General features: G+C 60.8%; 18 protein-coding genes. 12 read left to right on the forward strand and 6 right to left on the reverse strand.

Annotated elements, in window-relative coordinates; translation table 11 throughout:
- Positions 1-36: 36 nt before the first annotated feature.
- The 12 genes from PverR02_RS32105 to PverR02_RS26870 all read left to right on the forward strand — a co-directional run bounded on the left by PverR02_RS32105 (position 37) and on the right by PverR02_RS26870 (position 18,006).
- Positions 37-213 carry a hypothetical protein gene (locus PverR02_RS32105; RefSeq protein ID WP_003176118.1) on the forward strand — a complete coding sequence of 59 codons (177 nt, stop codon included), beginning with the start codon at positions 37-39 and terminating at the stop codon, positions 211-213.
- Positions 197-3,151, forward strand: coding sequence for a sensor histidine kinase (locus PverR02_RS26820; RefSeq protein WP_026140088.1), 2,955 nt, complete (start codon positions 197-199; stop codon positions 3,149-3,151). The genes PverR02_RS32105 and PverR02_RS26820 overlap by 17 nt, the downstream gene beginning before the upstream one ends.
- A 22-nt stretch (positions 3,152-3,173) precedes the next feature.
- The gene (locus PverR02_RS26825; protein ID WP_017847436.1) at positions 3,174-4,613 is read left to right on the forward strand and encodes a sigma-54-dependent transcriptional regulator; all 1,440 of its coding nucleotides are present in this window, start codon (positions 3,174-3,176) and stop codon (positions 4,611-4,613) included.
- A gap of 697 nt (positions 4,614-5,310) precedes the next feature.
- Complete coding sequence (locus PverR02_RS26830) at positions 5,311-6,714, forward strand: polynucleotide adenylyltransferase PcnB (protein WP_079444704.1); 1,404 nt, start codon at positions 5,311-5,313, stop codon at positions 6,712-6,714.
- Positions 6,715-6,716: 2 nt separating this feature from the next.
- Positions 6,717-7,214: a 2-amino-4-hydroxy-6-hydroxymethyldihydropteridine diphosphokinase gene (gene folK / locus PverR02_RS26835; RefSeq protein WP_017847434.1), complete on the forward strand. Its 498-nt coding sequence runs from the start codon at positions 6,717-6,719 to the stop codon at positions 7,212-7,214.
- A 240-nt stretch (positions 7,215-7,454) separates the two neighbouring features.
- Positions 7,455-8,255, forward strand: a complete 801-nt coding sequence (gene panB, locus PverR02_RS26840) for a 3-methyl-2-oxobutanoate hydroxymethyltransferase (protein ID WP_079444705.1) — start codon at positions 7,455-7,457, stop codon at positions 8,253-8,255.
- Entirely contained in the window at positions 8,252-9,103 is an 852-nt protein-coding gene (panC, locus tag PverR02_RS26845) for a pantoate--beta-alanine ligase (RefSeq protein WP_046382048.1), read from the forward strand. Before panB ends, panC begins: the two co-directional genes overlap by 4 nt.
- Positions 9,104-9,316: 213 nt before the next feature.
- Positions 9,317-10,981, forward strand: coding sequence for a glucose-6-phosphate isomerase (gene pgi / locus PverR02_RS26850; RefSeq protein WP_017847431.1), 1,665 nt, complete (start codon positions 9,317-9,319; stop codon positions 10,979-10,981).
- 105 nt (positions 10,982-11,086) lie between these two features.
- Positions 11,087-13,024: an acetate--CoA ligase gene (gene acs, locus PverR02_RS26855; RefSeq protein ID WP_079444706.1), complete on the forward strand. Its 1,938-nt coding sequence runs from the start codon at positions 11,087-11,089 to the stop codon at positions 13,022-13,024.
- 16 nt (positions 13,025-13,040) lie between these two features.
- The gene (locus PverR02_RS26860; RefSeq protein ID WP_046382047.1) at positions 13,041-13,910 is read left to right on the forward strand and encodes an oxygenase MpaB family protein; all 870 of its coding nucleotides are present in this window, start codon (positions 13,041-13,043) and stop codon (positions 13,908-13,910) included.
- 57 nt (positions 13,911-13,967) lie between these two features.
- Positions 13,968-14,984 carry a class I SAM-dependent rRNA methyltransferase gene (locus tag PverR02_RS26865; protein WP_046382046.1) on the forward strand — a complete coding sequence of 339 codons (1,017 nt, stop codon included), beginning with the start codon at positions 13,968-13,970 and terminating at the stop codon, positions 14,982-14,984.
- 88 nt (positions 14,985-15,072) lie between these two features.
- Complete coding sequence (locus PverR02_RS26870) at positions 15,073-18,006, forward strand: DUF748 domain-containing protein (RefSeq protein ID WP_079444707.1); 2,934 nt, start codon at positions 15,073-15,075, stop codon at positions 18,004-18,006.
- A 192-nt stretch (positions 18,007-18,198) separates the two neighbouring features.
- On the opposite strand, the gene PverR02_RS26875 is transcribed toward PverR02_RS26870, so the two are convergent.
- The 6 genes from PverR02_RS26875 to infB all read right to left on the reverse strand — a co-directional run bounded on the left by PverR02_RS26875 (position 18,199) and on the right by infB (position 25,831).
- Complete coding sequence (locus PverR02_RS26875; RefSeq protein WP_046382044.1) at positions 18,199-18,801, reverse strand: BON domain-containing protein; 603 nt, start codon at positions 18,799-18,801, stop codon at positions 18,199-18,201.
- 295 nt (positions 18,802-19,096) lie between these two features.
- On the reverse strand, positions 19,097-21,202 hold the full coding sequence (gene pnp, locus PverR02_RS26880) for a polyribonucleotide nucleotidyltransferase (protein WP_017847425.1): 2,106 nt from the start codon (positions 21,200-21,202) through the stop codon (positions 19,097-19,099).
- Between the two features lie 195 nt (positions 21,203-21,397).
- The gene (rpsO, locus tag PverR02_RS26885) at positions 21,398-21,667 is read right to left on the reverse strand and encodes a 30S ribosomal protein S15 (RefSeq protein WP_003176135.1); all 270 of its coding nucleotides are present in this window, start codon (positions 21,665-21,667) and stop codon (positions 21,398-21,400) included.
- 159 nt (positions 21,668-21,826) lie between these two features.
- Positions 21,827-22,744 (reverse strand): tRNA pseudouridine(55) synthase TruB, encoded by a 918-nt coding sequence (gene truB / locus PverR02_RS26890; RefSeq protein ID WP_014719950.1) that lies wholly within the window; start codon positions 22,742-22,744, stop codon positions 21,827-21,829.
- Between the two features lie 3 nt (positions 22,745-22,747).
- Positions 22,748-23,143, reverse strand: coding sequence for a 30S ribosome-binding factor RbfA (rbfA, locus tag PverR02_RS26895; protein WP_017847424.1), 396 nt, complete (start codon positions 23,141-23,143; stop codon positions 22,748-22,750).
- A gap of 159 nt (positions 23,144-23,302) precedes the next feature.
- On the reverse strand, positions 23,303-25,831 hold the full coding sequence (gene infB, locus PverR02_RS26900; RefSeq protein ID WP_079444708.1) for a translation initiation factor IF-2: 2,529 nt from the start codon (positions 25,829-25,831) through the stop codon (positions 23,303-23,305).
- Between the last annotated feature and the right edge of the window lie 7 nt (positions 25,832-25,838).

Here is a 25,838-nt window from a genome sequence, read left to right on the forward strand (position 1 = left end):
GTTACCATCGCCGCAGTTATTCAATCAGAGGCCAACATGTACATCTATCGCTTGGTCCTGCTGCTGGTCGTCGGGATCTACCTGTTTTCCCCCGCCATCATGGATTGGTGGATCGACGCCACGGGCGCCTGGTATCGCCCCTATCTGCTGTGGCTGATCCTGATCGTCGTGACTTTCATCCTGCAGAGCCAAAAAGATGCCGATGAGCTTTAGCCTCACCCAGATGCTGCTGATCAGCGCCGCCTACCTGGCCGCGCTGTTCGGTGTCGCCTGGATCAGTGAGCGCGGAATGATTCCGCGGGCGATCATTCGCCATCCGTTGACCTACACCTTGTCCTTGGGCGTCTACGCCAGCGCCTGGGCGTTCTATGGCACGGTGGGCCTGGCCTATCAGTATGGGTATGGCTTTCTGTCCAGTTACCTCGGGGTGTCCGGGGCCTTCTTGCTGGCGCCGGTGCTGCTGTACCCGATCCTGAAGATCACCCGCACCTATCAGTTGTCGTCCCTGGCCGACTTGTTCGCCTTCCGCTTTCGCAGCACCTGGGCCGGCGCGCTGACCACGATTTTCATGCTGATCGGCGTGCTGCCCTTGCTCGCCCTTCAGATCCAGGCAGTGGCCGACTCCATCAGCATCCTGACCCGTGAGCCGGTGCAGTATCGCGTCGCCCTGGCCTTCTGCGCGCTGATCAGCCTGTTCACGATTTTCTTCGGTTCACGCCACATCGCCACCCGCGAGAAACACGAAGGCCTGGTCTTTGCGATTGCTTTCGAGTCGGTGATCAAGCTGATCGCCATCGGTGGCGTCGGCCTGTATGCGCTCTACGGCGTATTCGACGGCCCGCAACAGCTGGAGTTGTGGCTGCTGCAAAACCAGACCGCCCTCGCCGCGCTGCACACCCCGCTGCAGGAAGGCCCGTGGCGCACGCTGCTGCTGGTGTTCTTCGCCTCGGCCATCGTGATGCCGCACATGTACCACATGACGTTCACCGAGAACCTCAACCCACGCTCGCTGGTCAGCGCCAGTTGGGGCTTGCCGCTGTTCCTGCTGTTGATGAGTCTGGCGGTGCCGCTGATCCTGTGGGCCGGCCTCAAACTGGGCGCCACCACCAACCCCGAATACTTCACCCTCGGCATCGGTATTGCGGCCAACAGCCCGGCCCTGGCGCTGCTGGCCTATGTCGGCGGGTTGTCGGCGGCCAGTGGCCTGATCATCGTCACCACGCTGGCGCTCTCCGGCATGGCGCTCAATCACCTGGTGCTGCCGCTGTACCAGCCGCCGGCCGAAGGCAATATCTACCGCTGGCTGAAATGGACCCGCCGCGCGCTGATCGTCGCGATCATCATGGCCGGCTACGGTTTCTACCTGCTGCTGGGCGCCGGGCAAGACCTGGCCAACCTGGGGATCGTCGCGTTTGTCGCCACCTTGCAGTTCCTGCCGGGGGTGTTGTCGGTGCTGTACTGGCCGACGGCCAATCGACGCGGCTTTATCGCCGGGTTGCTCGCCGGGATTCTGGTGTGGCTGGTGACCATGTTGCTGCCGTTGGTCGGCAACCTGCAGGGTTTCTACATCCCGTTGCTGAACATGATCTACGTGCTCGACGACACCAGTTGGCACATGGCGGCGATCGCCTCGCTGGCCGCCAACGTGCTGATGTTCACCCTGATCTCGCTGTTCACCAACGCCAGCCCGGAAGAAACCAGCGCCGCCGAAGCCTGCGCGGTGGACAACGTGCGCCGCCCGCAACGCCGCGAGCTGCATGCCGCCTCGCCCCAGGAGTTCGCCACGCAACTGGCCAAGCCCCTGGGCGCCAAGGCCGCGCAAAAGGAAGTCGAACAAGCGCTGCGCGACCTCTATCTGCCGTTCGACGAGCGCCGCCCCTACGCCCTGCGCCGCCTGCGCGACCGAATCGAAGCCAACCTGTCCGGGCTGATGGGCCCCAGCGTGTCGCAGGACATGGTGGAAACGTTCCTGCCCTACAAGGCGAGCGGCGAAAACTACGTCACTGAAGACATCCACTTCATCGAAAGCCGGCTCGAGGATTATCACTCACGCCTCACTGGCCTGGCCGCCGAACTCGATGCCCTGCGCCGCTACCACCGCCAGACCTTGCAGGAACTGCCGATGGGGGTCTGCTCCCTGGCCAAGGACCAGGAGATTCTGATGTGGAACAAGGCCATGGAAGAACTCACCGGCATTGCCGCGCAACGGGTCGTGGGCTCGCGCCTCAATACCCTGGGCGACCCGTGGAAGGAACTGCTGCAAGGCTTTATCAACCTGCCCGACGAACACTTGCACAAGCAGCACCTGGCCCTCGACGGCCAGACCCGCTGGCTCAACCTGCACAAGGCGGCGATCGACGAGCCCCTGGCCCCCGGTAACAGCGGCCTGGTGTTGCTCGTCGAAGACCTGACCGAAACCCAGATGCTCGAAGACAAGCTGGTGCATTCCGAGCGCCTGGCCAGTATCGGTCGCCTGGCGGCGGGCGTGGCCCATGAAATCGGCAACCCGATCACCGGTATCGCCTGCCTGGCGCAGAACCTGCGCGAAGAGCGCGAGGAAGACGGCGAAATCACCGAGATCAGCGGGCAGATCCTCGAACAGACCAAGCGCGTGTCGCGCATCGTGCAGTCACTGATGAGCTTCGCCCACGCCGGCGCCCATCAGAACCACGACGAAGCGGTGTGCCTGGCCGAAGTGGCACAGGATGCCATTGGGCTGCTGGCCTTGAATCGGCGCAATTTCGAAGTACAGTTCTTCAACCTATGCGATCCGGACCACTGGGTCGACGGTGACTCCCAGCGCTTGGCGCAGGTGTTGATCAACCTGCTGTCGAACGCCCGCGACGCGTCCCCGGCCGGCAGTGCGGTACGCGTCAAGAGCGAGGCTTTCGAGCACACGGTCGACCTGATCGTGGAGGACGAAGGCAGCGGCATTCCACAGAACATCAAGGACCGCTTGTTCGAACCCTTCTTCACCACCAAGGACCCCGGTGAAGGCACCGGTCTGGGCCTTGCACTGGTCTATTCCATCGTTGAAGAGCATTATGGACAAATCACCATCGACAGCCCGGCTGACACAGAAAGCCAACGCGGCACCCGTATTCGGGTGACCTTGCCGCGTCATGTCGAAGCGACGTCCGCTGTGAACTGAGACCGTCGAGAGAATTGAATCAATGCCGCACATTTTGATCGTCGAAGACGAAACCATTATCCGCTCTGCCTTGCGTCGCCTGCTTGAACGTAATCAGTACCAGGTCAGCGAAGCCGGCTCGGTGCAGGAAGCCCAAGAGCGGTTCAGTATTCCCACGTTCGACCTGATTGTCAGCGACCTGCGCCTGCCCGGCGCGCCGGGCACCGAGTTGATCAAGCTCGGCCAGGGCACCCCGGTGCTGATCATGACCAGCTACGCCAGCCTGCGCTCGGCGGTGGACTCCATGAAGATGGGCGCGGTGGACTACATCGCCAAGCCGTTCGACCACGATGAGATGCTCCAGGCCGTGGCCCGCATCCTGCGTGACCGCCAGTCGGCCAGCAGCGCTACGGCCGAACAGCGTCCCGCCGGCAAGGCGGCCAACGGCGCCGACAAGCCGGGCGTCGACAACAGCAATGGCGAGATCGGCATCATCGGCTCCTGCCCACCCATGCAGGACCTGTACAGCAAGATCCGCAAAGTGGCGCCGACGGACTCGAATGTGCTGATCCAGGGCGAATCGGGGACCGGTAAGGAACTGGTGGCCCGCGCCCTGCACAACCTGTCCAAGCGCGCCAAGGCACCGATGATCTCGGTGAACTGCGCGGCAATCCCCGAATCCCTGATCGAGTCCGAACTGTTCGGCCACGAGAAAGGCGCGTTTACCGGCGCCAGCGCCGGGCGCGCGGGCCTGGTGGAAGCGGCGGACGGCGGCACGCTGTTCCTCGACGAAATCGGCGAGTTGCCCCTGGAAGCCCAGGCGCGCCTGCTGCGTGTACTGCAAGAAGGCGAAATCCGCCGGGTGGGTTCGGTGCAATCGCAGAAGGTCGATGTGCGCCTGATCGCGGCCACTCACCGCGACCTCAAGAGCCTGGCCAAGATCGGCCAGTTCCGTGAAGACTTGTATTACCGCCTGCATGTGATCGCACTCAAGCTGCCGGCCCTGCGGGAACGGGGTGCCGACGTCAACGAGATCGCCAATGCGTTCCTGTTGCGCCAGAGCGCGCGCATCAACCGTACCGACCTGCGGTTCGCCGCAGACGCCGAGCAGGCGATTCGGCACTACTCATGGCCGGGTAACGTGCGGGAGTTGGAGAATGCGGTCGAGCGTGCGGTGATTCTGTCGGAGAGCCCGGAAATTTCCGCCGAACTGCTGGGTATCGATATAGAGCTCAGTGACCTGGAAGACGACGACTTCATCGGCCTGGCCCCGCAACAGGGCGCCGCCGGCAATACCAGCCATGAACCGACGGAAGATTTGTCACTGGAAGACTACTTCCAGCATTTCGTCCTCGAGCACCAGGACCACATGACCGAGACCGAACTGGCGCGCAAGCTGGGCGTAAGCCGCAAGTGCCTGTGGGAACGGCGCCAACGCCTGGGCATTCCACGGCGCAAGACCGGAGTGGCCAGCGAAAGCTGAGGGCGCGCGCCCACAGGTAACACCCGCCAATGTGAAAAAACTGTTACCGCGGATATTTCGCGTAACAAAAGCCGGGGCTTACGGTAACGAAGCCCCGGCTTTTTTTTCGCCGCCAAACAGCCAAAAACCCCTCAACCCCCTGATTTTGCTGGTCGGCGCAAAAGTTGGCACGCACCCTGCTATATGCTTAGTACAAAAACAATAACAAGCTTTGTACAAGACAATAAAAATAAGACGAATCGACTCACGCACAATAAAAACAACACGGCGGAGGCGCAGCTAACTGATTCTTTTGGAGAGGCGTTGCATTTGGGGCTTGCCCCGCAACCAGGCCGAGAACAACAAAAACTGCCCTAAGGCAGAGCCTGAACTGGTTGGATCGTAGATCAGCAACACAGCGACCAAAGCAATCCGTTTGCTCTTGACTCCCGATTGGGAGTGTCATGAAGGTCACACTTCATGGCGAGGGCGATCAACAAAAACAAAAAGCCCGAAACCAATAATAAAAATAGAGCACGCAACTACTTCTGGGGGAGCTTCGGCTCCCCTTGTAGTTTCCGGTATTTGACGTTTTTAGGCTTATGGCGCAAGGCCTGTAGCTTGTTCCTACACCATCCCCCGACTAAATGCTAGAATCCCGGCCCATCATGCGGTCATTCTTCGTTATGGCCGAACATTCCTTCAAACAGTGCATCCCATGCTGAAGAAGTTGTTCCAGTCATTCCGTTCTCCCTTGCGTCGAACGCAACACAAACGCAGCACGCCTGAAGTGCTCAACAGCAGCCAACATTCGCTGCAACGCGCTCAGTTCAGCCGTTATGCAGTGAACATCGTCGAACGTTTGCAGAACGCCGGTTACCAGGCTTATCTGGTGGGCGGCTGTGTACGCGACATGTTGCTCAATATCACGCCCAAGGACTTCGACGTCGCCACCAGCGCCACGCCCGAGCAAGTGCGCGCCGAGTTTCGCAATGCGCGCATCATCGGCCGCCGCTTCAAGCTGGTGCATATTCACTTTGGCCGCGAAATCATCGAGGTCGCGACCTTCCGTGCCGGTCATCCGCAAAACGATGAGGAAGAAGACACCAATCAGTCTTCCCGCAACGAAAGCGGACGCATCCTGCGCGACAACGTCTACGGCACCCTGGAAGAAGACGCGCAGCGCCGCGACTTCACCATCAACGCCCTGTATTACGACCCGGTCAGCGAGCGCATCCTCGATTACGCCAACGGCGTACACGATATTCGCAACAACCTGATCCGCCTGATCGGCGACCCGACGCAACGCTACCAGGAAGACCCGGTACGCATGCTGCGGGCGGTGCGTTTCGCCGCGAAGCTGAACTTCGGTATCGAGCGCCACACGGCGGCACCGATTCGCGAACTGGCGCCGATGCTGCGGGAAATCCCCTCGGCGCGCCTGTTCGAAGAAGTGCTCAAGCTGTTCCTCTCGGGCTACGCCGCCGATACCTTCGAAATGCTCGTTGACCTGCAGTTGTTCGATCCCTTGTTCCCGGCGAGCGCCGAAGCACTGGAATACAACCCGACGTATACCCACACCCTGATCAGCGAAGCGTTGATCAACACCGACCTGCGCATCAAACAGAACAAACCGGTCACCCCGGCGTTCCTGTTTGCCGCCCTGTTGTGGCCGGCCTTGCCCAAACGCGTAGTGCGCCTGCAGGACCGTGGCATGCCGCCGATCCCGGCCATGCAGGAAGCCGCTCACGAGTTGATCGCCGAGCAGTGCCAGCGCATCGCCATCCCGAAACGCTTCACCCTGCCGATCCGCGAGATCTGGGACATGCAGGAACGCCTGCCGCGTCGCAGCGGCAAGCGCGCCGACCTGTTGCTGGAGAACCCGCGCTTCCGTGCCGGCTACGACTTCCTGCTGCTGCGTGAAAGCGCCGGCGAGCAGACCGACGACCTGGGCGAATGGTGGACCGACTACCAGGACGCCAATGACAGCGAGCGCCGCGAGATGATTCGTGAACTCGGCAGCAAAGGCGATGGCGTCGGCGAAGGGCCCAAGAAGCGTCGTCGCAGCGGGAGCAAACGCAAGCGCAGCGCCGCCGATGCCTCGGGCGCCGCAGGCGAATAAACGTGGAACGCATCTACATCGGCATGGGCAGCAACCTGGCGGCCCCGGAGCAACAATTGCGCAATGCTATCGAGGCGTTGGCGCAATTGCCGGGTACTACCGTCGCCGGGGTGTCGGCCTTCTATCAAAGCGACTCCCTGCTCCCCGGCCAACCGCGCTACACCAATGCGGTCGCGGCCCTGGACAGCTGCCTGGCGCCACTGGAACTGCTCGATGCGCTGCAAGCCATCGAGAACGACCAAGGCCGCGAACGCCTTGAACGTTGGGGCCCACGCACGCTCGACCTGGATATCCTGCTGTTCGGCGACCGCCTGATCGACGAACCACGCCTGCAAGTGCCGCACTATCAGATGCACCTGCGCGCCTTCGTGCTGTACCCGCTGGCCGAACTGGCCCCAGCCACCCTGCAATTGCCCGATGGCCGGCGCCTCAGCGACCTGCTCGCAGCCTGCCCGTTTGTCGGCCTGGAACGCATGCCTGCGCTCAGCACCCAGCGTTGATCAGCCACTGCTGAATCGCATCAGTAACAGCGGTAACACCACCGTCGTAACAATGCGGTAACACATGCAATTGACTTCCCGTGTCCTCCTCACGACTATAGGCGTCCCGCTGCCGCCAACCGGCGCTAAAGGGCGCAATCCAGGCCTTATAAGCACTGCTCTCAAGAAAGTGCGCCTGTATAAACGAAGACTCACGCGCGTTACTCGCTGTTTCCATGCGCCTGAACGAGGACCCTTTTCATGCCAGACGTTACCCTGACCACCTTGCAGAGCCTCAAGCTCAAAGGTGAAAAAATCACGATGCTGACCTGCTATGACGCCACCTTCGCCCACGCCTGCTGCCAAGCCGGTGTCGAGGTGTTACTGGTGGGCGACTCCCTCGGCATGGTGCTTCAAGGGCATGACAGCACCCTGCCCGTCACCACGGATGAACTTGCGTACCACACCGCCAGCGTCAAGCGCGGTAACGACGGCGCCTTTATCATCGCCGACCTGCCGTTCATGGGTTACGCCACCGTCGAACAGACCTTCCACAACGCCGGCAAATTGATGCAAGCCGGCGCGCACATGGTCAAGCTCGAAGGGGCCGCCTGGCTCGCCGACTCGATCCGCATGCTGGCTGAACGCGGCGTGCCGGTGTGCGCGCACATGGGCCTGACACCGCAGTCCGTGAACATCCTCGGCGGCTATAAAGTCCAGGGCCGCAACGAAGCCCAGGCGCGCCAGATGCGTGCCGATGCCATCGCCCTGGAACAAGCGGGCGCCGCGATGATCGTGCTCGAGTGCGTGCCCAGCGAACTGGCCGCGGAAATCACCCATGCGGTCAAAGTGCCGGTGATCGGCATTGGTGCCGGGTCGGCCACCGACGGCCAGGTCCTGGTGCTGCACGACATGCTCGGCCTGTCGATAACCGGCCGGGTACCGAAGTTCGTGAAAAACTTCATGACCGGCCAGGACAGCATCCACGCCGCGTTGAGCGCATACGTCGCCGAAGTCAAAGGCGTGACCTTCCCAGGCGCCGAACACGGATTCTCTGCATGAACACCGTAAAAACCCTACGTGAACTGCGGGCCGCCGTTACCCATGCCCGCAGCGCCGGCAAACGTATCGGCTTTGTGCCCACCATGGGCAACCTGCACAGCGGCCACGCGGCCCTCGTGGCCAAGGCGGCCCAACAGGCGGATTTCGTGGTCGCGAGCATCTTCGTCAACCCGCTGCAATTTGGCGCCGGCGAAGACCTGGACAAGTACCCGCGCACCCTCGCCGCCGACCAGGAAAAACTCCTGCAAGCCGGCTGCAACCTGTTGTTCGCGCCAAGCGTCGAGGAAATGTACCCCAGCGGCATGACCGGCCAGACCCGCGTCAGCGTGCCGCAATTGTCCGAAGGTCTGTGCGGCGCCAGCCGTCCTGGGCACTTTGAAGGTGTGGCCACGGTGGTCAACAAGCTGTTCAACATGGTCCAGCCGGATATGGCCGTGTTTGGCCAGAAGGACTACCAGCAACTGGCCGTGATTCGCGCCATGGTCCATGACCTGAACATGCCGATCCAGATCATCGGTGAACCGACCGTGCGCGCCGAGGATGGCCTCGCGCTGTCATCGCGCAACGGTTACCTCACCGCCGAGCAGCGGGCCGTCGCGCCGACGTTGTACCGCAGCCTGAGTCAGATTGCCGCCGCCATCAAAGGCGGCGACCGCGACTTCGCCAAACTGCGTGCCGAACAGGTTCAGCAGATCGAAGCCGCCGGCATGCGCGTGGATTACCTCGAAGTGCGCCAAGGCGTCCACCTGCGCCCGGCCACGGCCGAGGATCGCGATGTAGTGATCCTGGTCGCGGCCTACCTGGGCGCGACACGCCTGATCGACAACCTGCATCTGACCCTCGACTGACCCCCTGCCCGTTACCCAGCCTGATGCGCCGGTATAAAAAAGTACCGGCCACAGCGCAGACAAAGCCAAGACATATCGACACGCTAGGTTTAATGTATTCGCCCTGCGCTATGGTTAGCGCTGTCCGGAACCCATTGCTTGATGAAAGACTGGATGTTTCGGGCTTTGAAGTGTCCTAAAGGCAGTCCCCGTAATAAAAGGAAACCCGCAGCGATGGCGTACTACCGCACCCCTCATGACGTTACCGCTCTGCCCGCCTGGCGAGCGCTCAATCAACATCGCCAAGCCATGCAGGATTTCAGCATGCGCGACGCGTTCAATGCCGATCCTCAGCGTTTTTCCCAATTCACCTTGAGCAGCTGCGGGCTTTTCCTCGATTACTCGAAAAACCTGATCACCAGCGAAACCCGCAACCTGCTCGTGGACCTGGCCAAGGAAGTCGACCTTAAAGCCGCGATCGACGCGCTGTATGCCGGCGAGCCGGTGAACTCGTCCGAGGGTCGCCCTGCCCTGCACACCGCCCTGCGCCGCCCAGTGGGCGACAAGTTGTCGGTCAACGGCGTGAACATCATGCCGGACGTACACAAGGTGTTGAACCAGATCACTGACCTCGTGGGCCGCATCCACGACGGCCTGTGGCGCGGCTACACCGAGAAGCCGATCACCGACGTGGTGAACATCGGCATCGGTGGCTCGTTCCTCGGCCCGGAGCTGGTCTCCGAAGCGTTGCTGTCCTACGCCCACAAAGGCGTGCGCTGCCACTACCTGGCGAACATCGACGGCAGCGAGTTCCACGAGCTGACCATGAAGCTGCGCGCCGAGACCACGCTGTTCATCGTCTCGTCGAAATCCTTCAACACCCTCGAAACCCTGAAAAACGCCCAGGCCGCCCGCGCCTGGTACCTGGCCCAGGGCGGCTCGGAAGCCGAGCTGTATCGCCACTTCATCGCCGTATCGAGCAACAACGCGGCCGCCGTGGCCTTCGGTATCCGCGAAGAAAACATCTTCCCGATGTGGGACTGGGTCGGCGGCCGTTACTCGCTGTGGTCGGCCATCGGCCTGCCCATCGCCCTGGCCATCGGTATGTCGAACTTCAAGGAACTGCTGTCCGGTGCCTACACCATGGACCAGCATTTCCAGAACGCGCCGTTCGAACAGAACATGCCGGTGCTGCTCGGCCTGCTGGGTGTGTGGTACGGCAACTTCTGGGGCGCGCAGAGCCATGCGATCCTGCCCTACGACCACTACCTGCGTAACATCACCAAACACTTGCAACAGCTGGACATGGAATCCAACGGCAAGAGCGTGCGCCAGGACGGTACACCGGTGTCCACCGATACCGGCCCGGTGATCTGGGGCGGCGTGGGCTGCAACGGTCAGCACGCGTACCACCAGTTGCTGCACCAGGGCACCCAACTGATCCCGGCCGACTTTATCGTGCCGATCGTCAGCTTCAACCCGGTCTCCGACCACCATCAGTGGCTGTACGCCAACTGCCTGTCCCAGAGCCAGGCGCTGATGCTCGGCAAGACCCGCAGCGAAGCCGAAGCCGAGCTGCGCGACAAGGGCCTGCCGGAAGCCGACGTGCAGAAGCTGGCCCCGCACAAGGTGATCCCGGGCAACCGTCCGAGCAACACCCTGGTGGTCGAGCGCATCAGCCCGCGGCGCCTGGGCGCACTGGTCGCGATGTATGAACACAAAGTGTTCGTGCAAAGCGTGATCTGGGGCATCAACGCCTTCGACCAATGGGGCGTGGAGCTGGGCAAGGAACTGGGCAAGGGCGTCTACAACCGCCTGACCGGCGCCGAAGAAAGCCTGGCCGACGATGCGTCGACCCAGGGCCTGATCAACTACTTCCGCGGTCGTCACCGCGGCTGATGTCGGTCACATAGGGCCGGCGTCCATTCGGACGTCGGCCTTGAACCCGCCCCCGACTGGGTGCATCTTTATGACTTGTCGCAAAAACAAGAATAAGGATCGCTCATGTTCGATATCAGCATGTTTCCCATCGCCGATGCCGTCCGCCGGGCTGCGCAACTGAGTCAAGAGGACTATCAGCGCCTCTATCGCCAATCCATCGAACAGCCGGACACGTTCTGGGCCGAACAGGCCAGGCGCTTTCTCGACTGGACCACGCCCTGGCACACCGTCAATACCTCGGACATCCAGACCGGCGCCACCCAATGGTTTGCCGGCGGCCAATTGAACGTCAGCTACAACTGCATCGACCGCCACCTGGCGCAACGCGCCGAGCAACCGGCCTTCATCTGGGAGGGCGATGATCCGACAGCATCTTCCACCATCACCTACCGCCAACTGCATCAAAACGTCAGCCGCCTGGCCAATGTGCTGAAAAGCCGTGGCGTGAAAAAAGGCGACCGGGTGTGCATCTACATGCCGATGATTCCGCAAGCGGCCTACGCCATGCTCGCCTGTACGCGGATTGGGGCGGTGCATTCGGTGGTGTTTGGCGGTTTTTCACCCGACGCCCTGCGCGACCGTATTCTCGACGCCGACTGCCGCACGGTGATCACCGCCGATGAAGGCGTGCGCGGCGGCAAGCCGGTGGCGTTGAAACAAAATGTCGACAAGGCCCTGGCCAGTTGCCCGAACGTCAGCACCGTGCTGGTGGTAGCGCGCACCGGGGCCGCCGTGAACTGGAGCGAAGGCCGCGACCTCAACTATCAACAGGCCGTGGATGCCGCCAGCGATGACTGCCCACCCGAGCCGATGGGCGCCGAAGACCCGCTGTTTATCCTCTACACCTCCGGCAGCACCGGCAAACCCAAGGGCGTGCTGCACACCACCGGCGGCTACCTGCTGCAAGCCGCGATGACCTTCAAGTACGTGCTCGACTACCGCGACGGCGAAGTGTTCTGGTGTACCGCCGATGTGGGCTGGGTCACCGGCCACAGCTACATCGTGTACGGCCCGCTGGCCAATGGCGCCACCTCGCTGATGTTCGAAGGCGTGCCCAGCTACCCGAGCAGCTCGCGCTTCTGGCAGGTCATCGACAAGCACCAGGTCAATATCTTCTATACCGCGCCGACGGCCCTGCGCGCATTGATGCGCGAGGGCCACGCTCCGTTGGAGAACACCTCCCGCGCCAGCCTGCGCCTACTCGGCAGCGTCGGCGAGCCGATCAATCCGGAAGCCTGGGACTGGTACTTCAACGCCGTCGGCGAACAACGCTGCCCGATTGTCGATACCTGGTGGCAGACCGAAACCGGCGGCATCATGCTCAGCCCGCTGGTCAGCGCCCAGCGCATCAAGCCCGGCTGCGCGACCCAACCGATGTTCGGCGTGCTGCCGGTGCTGCTCGATGAGCACGGCAAGGAAATCCACGGCCCGGGCAGCGGCGTGCTGGCGATCAAATCCAGCTGGCCGGGGCAGATCCGCAGTGTCTATGGCGACCCGCAGCGCATGATCGACACCTATTTCAAACCCTACCCCGGTTATTACTTCACCGGCGATGGCGCGCGGCGTGACGAAGACGGCGACTACTGGATCACCGGGCGCATCGACGATGTGATCAACGTCTCCGGCCACCGTATCGGCACCGCCGAGGTGGAAAGTGCCCTGGTGTTGCATGACTGGGTCGCCGAGGCTGCGGTGGTGGGCTATCCCCATGACGTCAAAGGCCAGGGCATCTATGCGTTCGTCACGCCGATGAATGGCGTGGAGCCCAGCGATACACTGAAAAAACATCTGCTCGAACTGGTCAGCAAGGAAATCGGCAGCTTTGCCAAACCGGAACTGATCCAATGGGCCCCGGCCTTGCCGAAAACCCGCTCGGGTAAGATCATGCGACGCATTTTGCGCAAAATAGCCTGCAACGAGTTGGACAGCCTCGGAGATACCTCCACCCTGGCCGACCCCAGCGTGGTCGCCGGCCTGATCGACAAACGCCTGAACCGATAGGAACCCGCGCGTCGCCATGGAATTTATCCGCAGCCGTATCGAAACCCAGTTGATGAGCCTCACCGGCTTGTCGCTGGGCCAGTTGGACCTGGAAAACCCCAAGGGCGACCCCGGCCTGTTCGGCCCGGACTCGGTCAGTTGGCAAGTGCATGGCGATTTCAGCAGCATGCTCATCGGCGGCATCAGCGCCTTGATGCTGCAAGCCTTGCACCCATTGGCGCTGGCTGGCGTGTGGGACCATTCGAACTTTCGCCAGGACATGCTCGGGCGCCTGCGCCGCACATCGCAGTTCATTTCCGGCACCACCTTCGGCTCGCGCAAAGACGCCGACTGGCTGATCGAGAAAGTACGCACCATTCACCTGCAGGTTGTCGGCCATGCGCCCGACGGCCGCGCCTACGCGGCCAGCGACCCGCAGTTGCTGACCTGGGTGCATGTGGCGGAGGTCAGCAGCTTCCTCGCCGCGCACGTGCGTTATCGCAACCCGCAGCTGTCGGGGCGCGATCAGGATCGTTACTACAACGAAATCGCCCTGGTCGCCGAACGCCTGGGCGCGCGGAATGTGCCGCGCTCACGCGAGGAAATTGCGGATTATCTGGCGCGTATCCGTCCACAATTGTTGTGCGACGCGCGCAGCCGCGAAGTGCTGCGCCTGCTGCTCGAAGCCCCGGCGCCCAGCACCCTGGCCAAACCCTTTGGCGCCCTGATGATGCAGGCCGGGATCGACCTGCTGCCGGCCTGGGCCGCCGACATGCTGGGGCAACACCCGAGCCCGCTGCAACGCCAGTTGGTGCGTGCCGGGGTCAAGCGCAGCGCGCCGGTGCTGCGTTGGGCGATGCGCAATGGCTCGGTGCAGCGCGCGCATCGGCGGATGGGGTTGATGTAGGCGACGCTCCATAACTGCTAAACTCCGCGCCCACATTTACCCAGCAAGGCGCGCTCCATGTCTCCCCTGAACCAGGCGCTGCGCGCCGCCCTCGATCATCGTCAAGGCCTGATCAGCGAGTTGCATGCCCAAGGCACCGACTGTTACCGGCTGTTCCACGGCAGCCAGGAAGGCGCCGGTGGCCTGACCATCGACCGCTATGGCCCGCAATTGCTGGTGCAGAGCTTCCACCAACCGCTGGAAAGCGCAGACCTGCTGGACCTGCATCAACTGATCAGCCAGTACATGGGCCTGGAATTGCTGCTGGTGTACAACGACCGTTCCCGTGGCAACTCGCGGATCGACCGCGAAGACACGGTCTACCGCGCCACACCGCAAGCGCTGCAGGACCTGGTCGGCCACGAATGGGGCCTCAATTACCGCGTGCGCGGGCGCCATGCCGGGCAAGACCCGTTGCTGTTCCTCGACCTGCGCAACACCCGCGGCTGGGTCAAGACACACAGTGCCGGCAAAAGCGTACTGAACCTGTTCGCCTACACCTGTGGCGTGGGCCTGAGCGCCGCGGCCGGCGGTGCCCGTGACGTGTGCAACCTGGATTTTGCCGAAGGCAACCTGGCGGTCGGTCGCGAAAACGGCCTGCTCAACCCGCAGTTGGCACCCATGACGTTCGTGCAATCCGATTATTTCCCGGCGATTCGCCAGCTGGCCGGCCTGCCGATCACTCAGCGGCGCGGGCAGAAACTGCCGAGCTATCCGCGCCTGGAACCGCGTCAATATGACCTGGTGTTGCTTGACCCGCCGGCCTGGGCCAAGAGCGCCTTCGGCACCGTCGACCTGTTGCGCGACTATCAAAGCCTGCTCAAGCCGGCGCTGTTGGCAACCGCCGATGACGGCGTGCTGATCTGTTGCAACAACCTGGCAAAAGTGAGCATGGACGATTGGCGTGAGCAGGTGCTACGTTGCGCCGAGAAAGCCGGGCGTCCGGTGCGCGACTGGCAAATCATGCCTCCTGGCGCCGACTTTCCGTCGCAAGACCAGCAACCTCCGTTGAAGACTCTGATCCTGCAGTTATAGGAATTTTCTGAAAGAGGGTGGCTCTTCGGAACCGAAAACCCGTGCCATACTCCAAGGCACTCCTGTTCGACATAGATGGCGCCGCCCCATGCCCAAAGGATTGATTCGCGCCACTGGCGCCTTGTTGACTGCCGTTGCCCTGTACAGCTTGCTGGGCTTTTTGATTTTGCCCGGCATTGCCCTTCGCATAGCCAACCAACAGTTGACCAACTACGCCACGGTGCCGGCCCGCATCGAGCGTATCGAGCTCAACCCGTTCAGCCTGGAAGTGACGCTGTGGGGCCTCAAGATCGGCGACCCCGGCAAGGAACAAGTGGGTTTCGAGCGGCTCTACGCCAACCTGCAGCTCGACAGCCTGTGGACCCGCGCCCTGCACCTGGCCGATGTGCAACTCGACAAACCCAAGACCGAGTTGCTGTTCGACAAGTCCGGCCAGTTGAACCTGGCGCAGTTGTTCAAACTGCCACCCAGCGAACCGACACCGGCAGACCCCAACGCCAAACCGTTCCCGTTGCGGATCGAGCGGATCAAGCTGGCGGGCGGTTATCTGCACTTTGAAGACCTGCGCCCCAGCGAGCCAATCGAGTTCCTCTACGACAAACTCGACTTCGAGCTGAAAAACCTCAGCACCCTGCCGGAAGACAATGCCGACATGACCCTGGTCGCCGCCGGCCCGGAAGGAGGGCAGATCGACTGGAAGGGTAACGTCAGCCTGGTGCCGATCACGTCCAAAGGCACCCTGAAAATCACCGATGGCAAGATGAAAGCCTGGTGGCCCTATGTGCGCGACGCCCTGCCCCTGGTCCTCGAAAACGGCGTGCTCAACTTCAGCACGGACTACACGTTCAGCCTGGCCAAAGAAACCGAACTGAACCTGACCAACACCGCCGCCAGCATCGCGCCGTTCGCCATCAAGGCGCCGGATGGCCGGCCATTGGTGCGCCTGGAGCGCCTGGACGTCAGCGAAACCACGATCGACCTGGCCAAGCAGCAGGTGGTGGTCGGCAAGATCCGCAGCAACAAGCTGGAAACCTGGGCCGCCCGCGAAGCCGATGGCCAACTGGACTGGCAGAAACTGTTCGCCAGCCAGCCGGGCAAGCCGGCCAAGGCACCGGAAGCGGCCAGCGCGCCAGCAGCTGCCGACTCGCCCAAAGCCGCGCCCGCAGCGCCGAGCAAGCCTTGGCAAGTACTGCTCAAGGATGTGCAACTGCGCAACTATCAGGTCCACCTGGCCGACCGCCAGGCCAAACCTGCGGTCGCGCTGGAACTCGGCCCACTGAACGTCGATGTGCAGAACTTCGACAGCCTCAACGGCAGCCCCTTCACCCTCAAGATCGACACCGGCCTGGGCAAGCAAGGCAAGATCCAGGCAACCGGCGAGGTCAACCTCAACCCGATCAGCGCCAAGCTGAAAGTGAACACCCAGGACATCGACCTGCGGGTCGCACAGTCCTATATCAGCCCGTTCATCCGCCTGGAACTGCGTAGCGGCATGCTCGGCAGCAACCTCGATGTGAACCTCAAAAGCACCGAGCCGCTGGCCCTACAGATCACCGGCCGGGCGCAGGTCGATCAGTTGCACACCCTCGACACCCTCAAGACCCGCGACTTCCTCAAATGGCAGCGCCTGGTGCTGGAAGGGCTGAACTACCAGCATGGCGACAGCCTGTCGATCGACAAGATCAACCTGCAACAGCCCTATGTGCGCTTCATGATCAACGATGATCGCACCACCAACGTCGACGACCTGCTGATTCCACAGCCGGCCGACAGCGGCGCCAAGTCGGCGGCCAAGCCGGCCGCAAGCAAAGAAAAGCCGCTGGGTATTCATATCGGGCAGATCGCGATCAACGACGGTTCGGCCAACTTCGCCGACTTCAGCCTCACGCCCAACTTTGCCACCGCGATCCAACAGCTCAACGGGCAGATCGGCACCATTGACAGCCGCCAGGCCAAACCGGCAGCTGTCGACATCAAGGGCAAGGTGGATCGCTATGCACCGGTGACCATCAAAGGCAGCGTGAACCCGTTTGATCCGATGGCGGCACTGGATATCGCCACCAGCTTCAAACGTGTCGAGCTGACGACCCTGACGCCCTACTCGGGTAAGTTCGCCGGTTTCCGGATTCGCAAGGGTCGCCTCAACCTCGACCTGCATTACGTGATCACCAAAGGCCAACTGAAGGCCGAGAACAAAGTGGTGGTCGAGCAACTGCAACTGGGTGAGAAAGTCGACAGTGCCGATGCGGTAGACCTGCCGATTCGCCTGGCGATCGCCCTGCTCAAGGACTCTGACGGCAAGATCTCGATTGAACTGCCCATCAGCGGCGACTTGAACAACCCGCAATTCAGCGTGATGCCGATCGTCTGGCAGACCCTGCGCAACCTGGTGGTGCGCGCGGCAACGGCGCCGTTCAAGTTTATCGGTGGGCTGGTGAGCGGCGGCGGTTCGGAAGACCTCGGCAATGTCTCGTTCGCCGCAGGCTCCAGCGAACTGAACAAAGACGCCGAGGGCGCCCTGAACACCTTGGCCAAGGCCCTCAAAGAACGCCCTACCCTGCGCCTGGAAATCGAAGGCACGGCAGCGGCCGACAGTGACGGCAAGTTCCTCGCCGAGCAGCGTCTGGAGCGCGAATACCAATATAACTATTACAAGATCCTGCAGCGCCGTGGCGACAAGGTTCCGGCCCAGGCGTCCTTGCTGCAAGTACCGGAAAAGGAAAAAGCCCCCTTGCTCGAAGGTATCTACCGCACCCGCCTGAAACAACAACCACCGGCGGAGTGGAAAAACCTGAGCGACGATGAACGCACGGCCAAACTCAAGGGCGGCGTGATCACGTTCTGGAGCAGCAGCGACGTGCTGTTGCGCCAGCTCGGTCAGGACCGCGCAAGCACCATCAAGGACTACCTGGTCGACAAAGGGCAGCTGGAAGATGACCGGGTGTACTTCGTCGACGCCAAACTGGGCCAGGCCGAGAAGGATGGCCGGGTGGTAACGCAGATGCATCTGGACGCCGAATGACCCCACGCGCCAGCGCAAGCTGGCGCCCACTTCGAAAGCATTCCTGGCCGGAATAGAACAGGCCCCGACACATGTGCCGGGGCCTGTAATGACCACATCCCTATGGTCGGTCGCATGAACCCGTGAGGTGCATTGAGTGGATATCTAACTCACTCGTTGCCGCCGCCGCCTAGTTCAGCGATTGGTTGGGCGTTACTCTGCTTTCAGGCCATCGGCCGATACAGCTTTCACGCCTTTGATTTTCTTGGTGATGTTCACCGCGGTAGTTTTCTGCGCTTCGGTCACTGCGACGGAAGAAGACAGGGAAACTACACCCTTGTTGGTTTCGACTTTGATGTCGGTACCCGGAATGCCTTTCTCGGTAACCAGGTCAGCCTTCACCTTGGTAGTGATCCAAGTGTCCGAAGTGGCCTCTTTGGATTTGTCGATGTTGTCGGCTTTTACCGCACCGCCAGCCAGCAGGCCGTCAGCGGATACAGCGGTCACACCTTTGATACGCTTGGTGATGGCGACAGCGGTAGCTTTCTGCGAGTCAGAGATGGCAACGGTCGAAGACAGGGAAACCACACCTTTGTTGGTCTCAACCTTGATGTCCGAACCTGGGATGCCCTTTTCGGTCAGCAGGTCAGCTTTGACTTTGGTGGTGATCCAAGTGTCCGAGGTGGACTCTTTGGCTTTGGTCATTTCGCCAGCTGCCAGCGTCATCGGCGCCTGCGCGGTTTGAGCGAAGGCAACGTTGGCCATGGCCAGGGTCAGGGCGGTAGCAGTTGCGGTAGCGAGAGCGAACTTCTTCATACGAGTAACTCCTGTTTTATTAAAAGTCTGCAGTGTGTGAACCTTGATGCTGCAGCATTAACAGGACTATTGCAGGCACTGTGCCAAGTCGAACCCTTCAAATAAACCCTTTAAAAACAATGAGTTATAGATTGAGCGAATTTTCGGATTCGTGCAATTTGCATGAAGCAGAGCGTGCCTGCATGCAAGTTGCGGCTTTTGGCTGTGATTAAGCGTCTGATTTTTCGGCATTTTCCTGCACGCATAAAAAAAGGACTCCGAAGAGTCCTTTTTTCAGCGTGAAGCCTGCGGGTATTTAAGCGCCCGAAGCCTTGGCTGCTGCCACGTCTTTGATGGACAGCTTGATACGGCCGCGGTTGTCCACGTCCAGTACCAGCACTTCCACTTCCTGGCCTTCTTTCAGAATGTCGGTCACTTTCTCAACACGAGCGTCGCTCAGCATGGAGATGTGAACCAGACCGTCTTTGCCCGGCAGGATGTTGACGAATGCGCCGAAGTCGACGATGCGCTCAACTTTACCGACGTAGATCTTGCCGATCTCGGCTTCGGCAGTGATGCCCAGAACGCGCTGACGCGCCGCTTCTGCAGCTTCCTTGGTTTCGCCGAAGATCTTGATCGAGCCGTCGTCTTCGATATCGATCGAAGCCTTGGTCTCTTCACAGATCGCACGAATGGTCGCGCCGCCTTTACCGATGACATCACGGATTTTGTCGGTGTCGATTTTCATCGCGATCATGGTCGGAGCATTTTCCGACAGTTCGGTGCGGGACTGACCAATGATCTGGTTCATCTGACCGAGGATGTTCAGGCGCGCTTCCAGGGCTTGGCCCAGAGCGATTTCCATGATCTCTTCGGTGATGCCTTTGATCTTGATGTCCATCTGCAGCGCGGTAACACCTTTAGCGGTACCGGCTACTTTGAAGTCCATGTCGCCCAGGTGGTCTTCGTCACCCAGGATGTCGGTCAGGACGGCGAACTTCTCGCCTTCTTTGACCAGGCCCATGGCGATACCGGCAACCGGCGCCTTCATCGGCACACCAGCGTCCATCAGTGCCAGGGAAGCACCGCAGACCGAAGCCATGGAGCTGGAACCGTTGGACTCGGTGATTTCCGACACTACACGGATGGTGTACGGGAACACGTCGGCGGCTGGCAGCATGGCCTGAACCGAACGACGGGCCAGACGGCCGTGACCGATTTCGCGGCGACCGGCGCCACCCATGCGACCACATTCGCCCACCGAGAACGGCGGGAAGTTGTAGTGCAGCATGAACGGGTCTTTTTTCTCGCCTTCCAGGGTGTCCAGCAGCTGTGCGTCGCGGGCAGTACCCAGGGTCGCAACAACCAGGGCCTGGGTTTCGCCACGGGTGAACAGCGCGGAACCGTGAGTCTTCGGCAGAACGCCGACTTCGATGTTCAGCGGACGCACGGTGCGGGTGTCGCGACCGTCGATACGTGGCTTGCCGTTAACGATGTTTTCGCGAACGGTGCGGTATTCGATTTCGCCGAATGCTGCTTTGACGTCGCTGGCAGAAGGCTGGCCTTCTTCACCGGACAGCTTGGCAACGACCTGATCCTTCAGCTCGCCCAGGCGAGCGTAACGGTCGGCCTTGACGGTGATGGTGTAGGCCTGGGAGATCGCTTCGCCGAACTCGGCACGGATCGCGCCCAGCAGTTCGGTGGCTTCGGCTTGCGGAGCCCAGGCCCAGGTTGGCTTGGCGGCTTCGGCAGCGAGTTCTTTGACGGCGTTGATCACAACCTGGAACTCGTCGTGAGCGAACAGTACCGCGCCCAGCATCTGGTCTTCCGTCAGCTCTTTGGCTTCCGATTCAACCATCAGTACGGCTTCCGAGGTACCGGCAACGACCATGTCCAGGCTCGACGCTTTCAGTTGCTCGTAAGTCGGGTTCAGCAGGTAGCCGGTGCTTTCGTGGAAAGCCACGCGCGCAGCGCCGATCGGGCCATCGAAAGGAATGCCGGAGATAGCCAGGGCAGCCGAGGTACCGATCATCGCAGCGATGTCCGGATCGGTCTTTTTGCTGGTGGAGACGACGGTGCAGACAACCTGCACTTCGTTCATGAAGCCTTCTGGGAACAGCGGACGGATCGGACGGTCGATCAGTCGGGAAGTCAGGGTTTCTTTCTCGGAAGGACGGCCTTCGCGCTTGAAGAAACCGCCAGGGATCTTACCGGCAGCGTAAGTCTTTTCCTGGTAGTGAACAGACAGAGGGAAGAAGCCTTTGCTTGGGTCTGCGGTCTTGGCGCCTACAACGGTCACCAGTACGGTAACGTCGTCGTCAACGGTAACCAGCACTGCGCCGGAGGCTTGACGGGCGATACGGCCTGTCTCGAGGGTAACGGTCGACTGACCGAACTGAAATTTTTTGATAACCGGGTTCACGGTGTCCTACCTTCTTTGTGGCTCTTGGGGAACTTGTCTTCTTGCGAAATTCTTGGGCAATGTCGGGAATCGGCCCAACCCTTGTCCAGGGGTAAAACGTGTATCCAGATAAAACTTGAGGCTGGAAGCCTGCCATGGGCCAGCGGGAATCCCACTGACACACGGCAAACAACCAACCTCTAGCGCAATCGCTTATTAGCGACGCAGACCCAGGCGACCGATCAGAGCCTGATAACGACCCAGATCCTTGCCTTTCAGGTAGTCCAGCAGCTTACGGCGCTGGTTTACCATGCGGATCAGACCACGACGGGAGTGGTGATCTTTACCGTTGGCCTTGAAGTGACCTTGCAGTTTGTTGATGTTGTGGGTCAGCAGTGCAACTTGCACTTCTGGCGAACCAGTGTCACCAACAGCTTGCTGATAGTCAGCTACGATTTGTGCTTTTTCTTGAACGTCGAGAGCCATGAGGCAATCCTTTTTTCAGGAAACCACCCAAAGGGCAGTTTCAACAGGCCAGGGACAAATCCCTGTATCTAAAAATGAGTAGTGACCGTGCCTGTTAACAGCCACCCTCGTTCCAGTTTGCGTAAAGGCTGATACGCTTTTACCACAAACTGGTTTCGGTCATTCTGACCGAATCAGTCGACGCGGCGCGATGCGCCCGTCTTCGCTCACTTCACCGATACCGATAAAGCGACCGTTATGATCCTGTACCCGCACCATGCCGAATTTCGGCGCGTCCGGGGCACGTACCGGCTGGCCGTTGAGCCAGTAGAACGCGCTGTGCTCCGAGAAGTGCAGCAATGGCCAATCGAGCAAACCGCTGTCCGATGGCATCAAGAAGCGATCGACCGCTTCATTGCCGCCTTCGGCGTGTACCGCTTCCAACTCTTCCAGCGTCACCGTCTGGGCCAGGCTGAAAGGGCCGGCCTGGGTCCGTCGCAGTTCTGCGACATACGCGCCGCAACCGAGCTTTTCACCGATATCTTCCACCAGGGTACGGATATAGGTGCCTTTGCTGCAGTCCACGGCCAGGCGTGCGGTGTCGCCTTCACAGGCGAGCAATTCCAAGCGCGCAATAGTAACAGAACGCGGTTCGCGCTCCACTACTTCACCCGCACGAGCCAGCTTGTAAAGTGGTTGCCCATCGCGCTTGAGCGCCGAGTACATCGGCGGTATCTGACTGATTTGCCCACGAAAAGCGGGTAAAGCAGCCTCGATATCAGCACGACCAACGGTCACGTCGCGAACCTGCAAAACATCACCCTCGGCATCGGCCGTGGTGGTGGTCTTGCCCAGTTGCATCAGGGTTTCGTAACCCTTGTCGGAATCGAGCAGGTATTGCGAGAACTTGGTGGCCTCGCCAAAGCACAACGGCAACACACCGGTGGCCAGGGGGTCGAGGCTGCCGGTGTGCCCGGCTTTCTCGGCATTGAGCAGCCAGCGGACCTTCTGCAAGGCGGCATTGGAGGTAAAGCCAATGGGCTTGTCGAGCAGAATGATGCCGCTGACGTTGCGACGGATACGTTTGACCTGAGCCACCGCTTACTCCTTGGCGTCTTCAGGTGTGGACGGATGCTGATTATCCTCAGCCACGGCGCGCTCGATCAGTGCCGACAGGTGCGCGCCACGCACGACGCTTTCGTCGTAGTGGAAGTGCAACTGAGGCACGCTGCGCAGCTTCATTTCGCGGGCCAACTGCATGCGCAGGAAACCTGCGGCCGAGTTGAGCACCTTGATGCTTTGCGCGATTTCTTCGCTGCTGTCCTCACCCATCACGGTGATGAAGATTTTTGCGTGACCCACGTCACGGCTCACTTCAACGGCGGTGATGGTGACCAGGCCAACACGAGGATCTTTGACTTCGCGACGGATCAGTTGGGCCAGCTCGCGCTGCATCTGATCGCCGATACGTTGGGTACGGCTGTATTCTTTTGCCATGTCTTGTTACCTGTTACTGCCACACGGTGAAACCCGTGGGGTCTGAAAGCGGCAAACGCCCGGCCTGACAAAAGCCAGACCGGGCGTTGCGTTTAGAGTCCGGACGTTGCGCGGGGCATTTGCATGCCCACACGCGGCGTGGCTCCTGAAGTGCGCGAGTTAGAGGCTGCGAGCAACCTGAACCTTCTCGAAGACTTCGATCTTGTCGCCAACCTTGACGTCGTTGTAGCTCTTGACGCCGATACCGCATTCCATGCCGGCACGTACTTCGGAAGCGTCATCCTTGAAGCGGCGCAGGGATTCCAGCTCGCCTTCGAAGATAACGATGTCTTCACGCAGTACACGGATCGGACGGTTACGGTGAACGGTGCCTTCGATAACCATGCAGCCGGCGATCGCGCCGAATTTCGGCGAGCGGAACACGTCACGCACCTCGGCGATACCCAGGATGTTCTCCCGGACGTCGCTGCCAAGCATGCCGGTGAGGGCTTTCTTGACGTCTTCGATGATGTCGTAGATGACGTTGTAGTAACGCATGTCCAGGCCTTCCTGCTCGACGATCTTGCGAGCGCCAGCATCGGCACGCACGTTGAAGCCGAACAGTACAGCGTTGGAAGCCAGTGCCAGGTTGGCGTCGGACTCGGTGATACCACCGACACCGCCACCGACGACACGCACTTGCACTTCGTCGTTACCCAGGCCGTTCAAGGCGCCGTTCAACGCTTCGAGGGAACCACGGACGTCAGATTTGAGGACGATGTTAAGCGTCTTCTTCTCTTCCTGGCCCATGTTCTCGAAGATGTTTTCCAGCTTGCCGGCGTGAGCACGGGCCAACTTGACTTCGCGGAACTTGCCTTGACGGAACAGAGCCACTTCACGGGCTTTCTTCTCGTCGGCAACCACGCTCATCTCGTCGCCAGCGTCCGGGGTACCGTCCAGGCCGAGAATCTCGACAGGGATGGACGGACCGGCTTCCTTGATGGACTTGCCGTTCTCGTCGAGCATGGCACGTACACGGCCATAGTTCGAACCGACCAGCACCATGTCGCCTTGGCGCAGGGTACCGTCTTGAACCAGAACGGTCGCCACCGGGCCACGGCCCTTGTCGAGGCGGGACTCAACCACAACACCACGGCCAGGAGCCGATGGCGTAGCGGTCAGTTCCAGGACTTCGGCTTGCAACAGAACAGCTTCGAGCAGTTCGTCAACGCCAGTACCGACTTTCGCCGAGACCGGTACGAATGGAGTGTCGCCACCCCATTCTTCGGAAGTCACGCCGTGAACCGACAGTTCGCTACGGATGCGATCGAGATCGGCGCCCGGCTTGTCGATTTTGTTCACCGCAACCACCAACGGTACGCCAGCTGCCTTGGCATGCTGAACGGCTTCGATGGTTTGTGGCATCACGCCGTCGTCTGCTGCAACGACCAGGATCACGATGTCGGTCGCCTTGGCACCACGGGCACGCATCGCGGTAAACGCGGCGTGACCAGGGGTGTCGAGGAACGTCACCATGCCGCGATCGGTTTCAACGTGGTAGGCGCCGATGTGCTGGGTAATACCGCCAGCCTCGCCTGCCGCAACCTTGGCACGACGGATGTAGTCGAGCAGGGAAGTCTTACCGTGGTCAACGTGGCCCATTACGGTCACGACCGGCGCACGGGAAACGGCTTCACCTTCGAACTTCAGGGACTCGGCCAGGGAATCTTCCAGGGCGGTGTCGCTGACCAGGGTCACTTTGTGGCCCAGCTCTTCGGCAACCAGTTGGGCAGTTTCCTGATCCAGTACCTGGTTGATGGTGGCCGGAGTGCCCAGCTTGAACATGAACTTGATGATTTCAGCTGCCTTGACCGACATCTGCTGGGCGAGATCGCCCACAGTGATGGTCTCGCCGATCTTCACTTCACGCACGACAGGGCCGGTTGGGCTCTGGAAACCGTGGGCGTTGCGTTTTTTCAGCTTGGCCTTGCCGCGACCACCACGACGGAAGCTGTCGCTTTCTTCGTCGGTGGTACGTGGGGCAACGCGTGGCGCAGGCGCTTTCTCTTTGACCGAAGCACGATGCGGAGCGTTTTTGCGCTCACCATCACCGCCGCCACCGCGACGACTGTTATCGTCGGCACGTGGTTTGTCCGGACGACGAGGTTCGTCGCGTTTACGCGCATCAGCAGCAGGTGCTGGTGCAGCGGCCACCGGAGCGGCCTCACGCACAGCTTCTACAGGCGCGGCAGCAGGAGCAGCGACCGCATCAGTGGCAGCAGGTTGCGCAGCAGCAGGCTGGCGACGCGCTTCTTCTTCGGCGCGACGCTTGGCTTCTTCTTCAGCCTTCTGACGAGCAGCATTTTCTACTGCGCGACGTTCTTCCAGTTCGTGTTTGCGCTCGGCTTCGATTTCTTCCGGGCTGCGCTGTACGAAGACTTTCTTCTTGCGTACTTCAACGCTGATGCTCTTGCTACCAGCAACACGCAGGGTGCTGGTGGTTTTGCGCTGCAATGTAATCTTGCGCGGTTCTTCCACTTTCGCCTTGTGGCTGCTCTTCAAGTGAGTCAGCAAAGACTGCTTCTCACTATCGCTCACACCTTCATCGGCGGCGGTGTGCGGCAGACCTGCCTCACGCATCTGCTGCAACAGGCGCTCTACCGGTGTTTTGACCTCATCGGCCAGTTGTTTCACCGTGACTTGCGTCATGCACTTC

Origin of the sequence: Pseudomonas veronii, from assembly GCF_002028325.1 — a bacterium.
Lineage (GTDB): Bacteria > Pseudomonadota > Gammaproteobacteria > Pseudomonadales > Pseudomonadaceae > Aquipseudomonas > Aquipseudomonas veronii.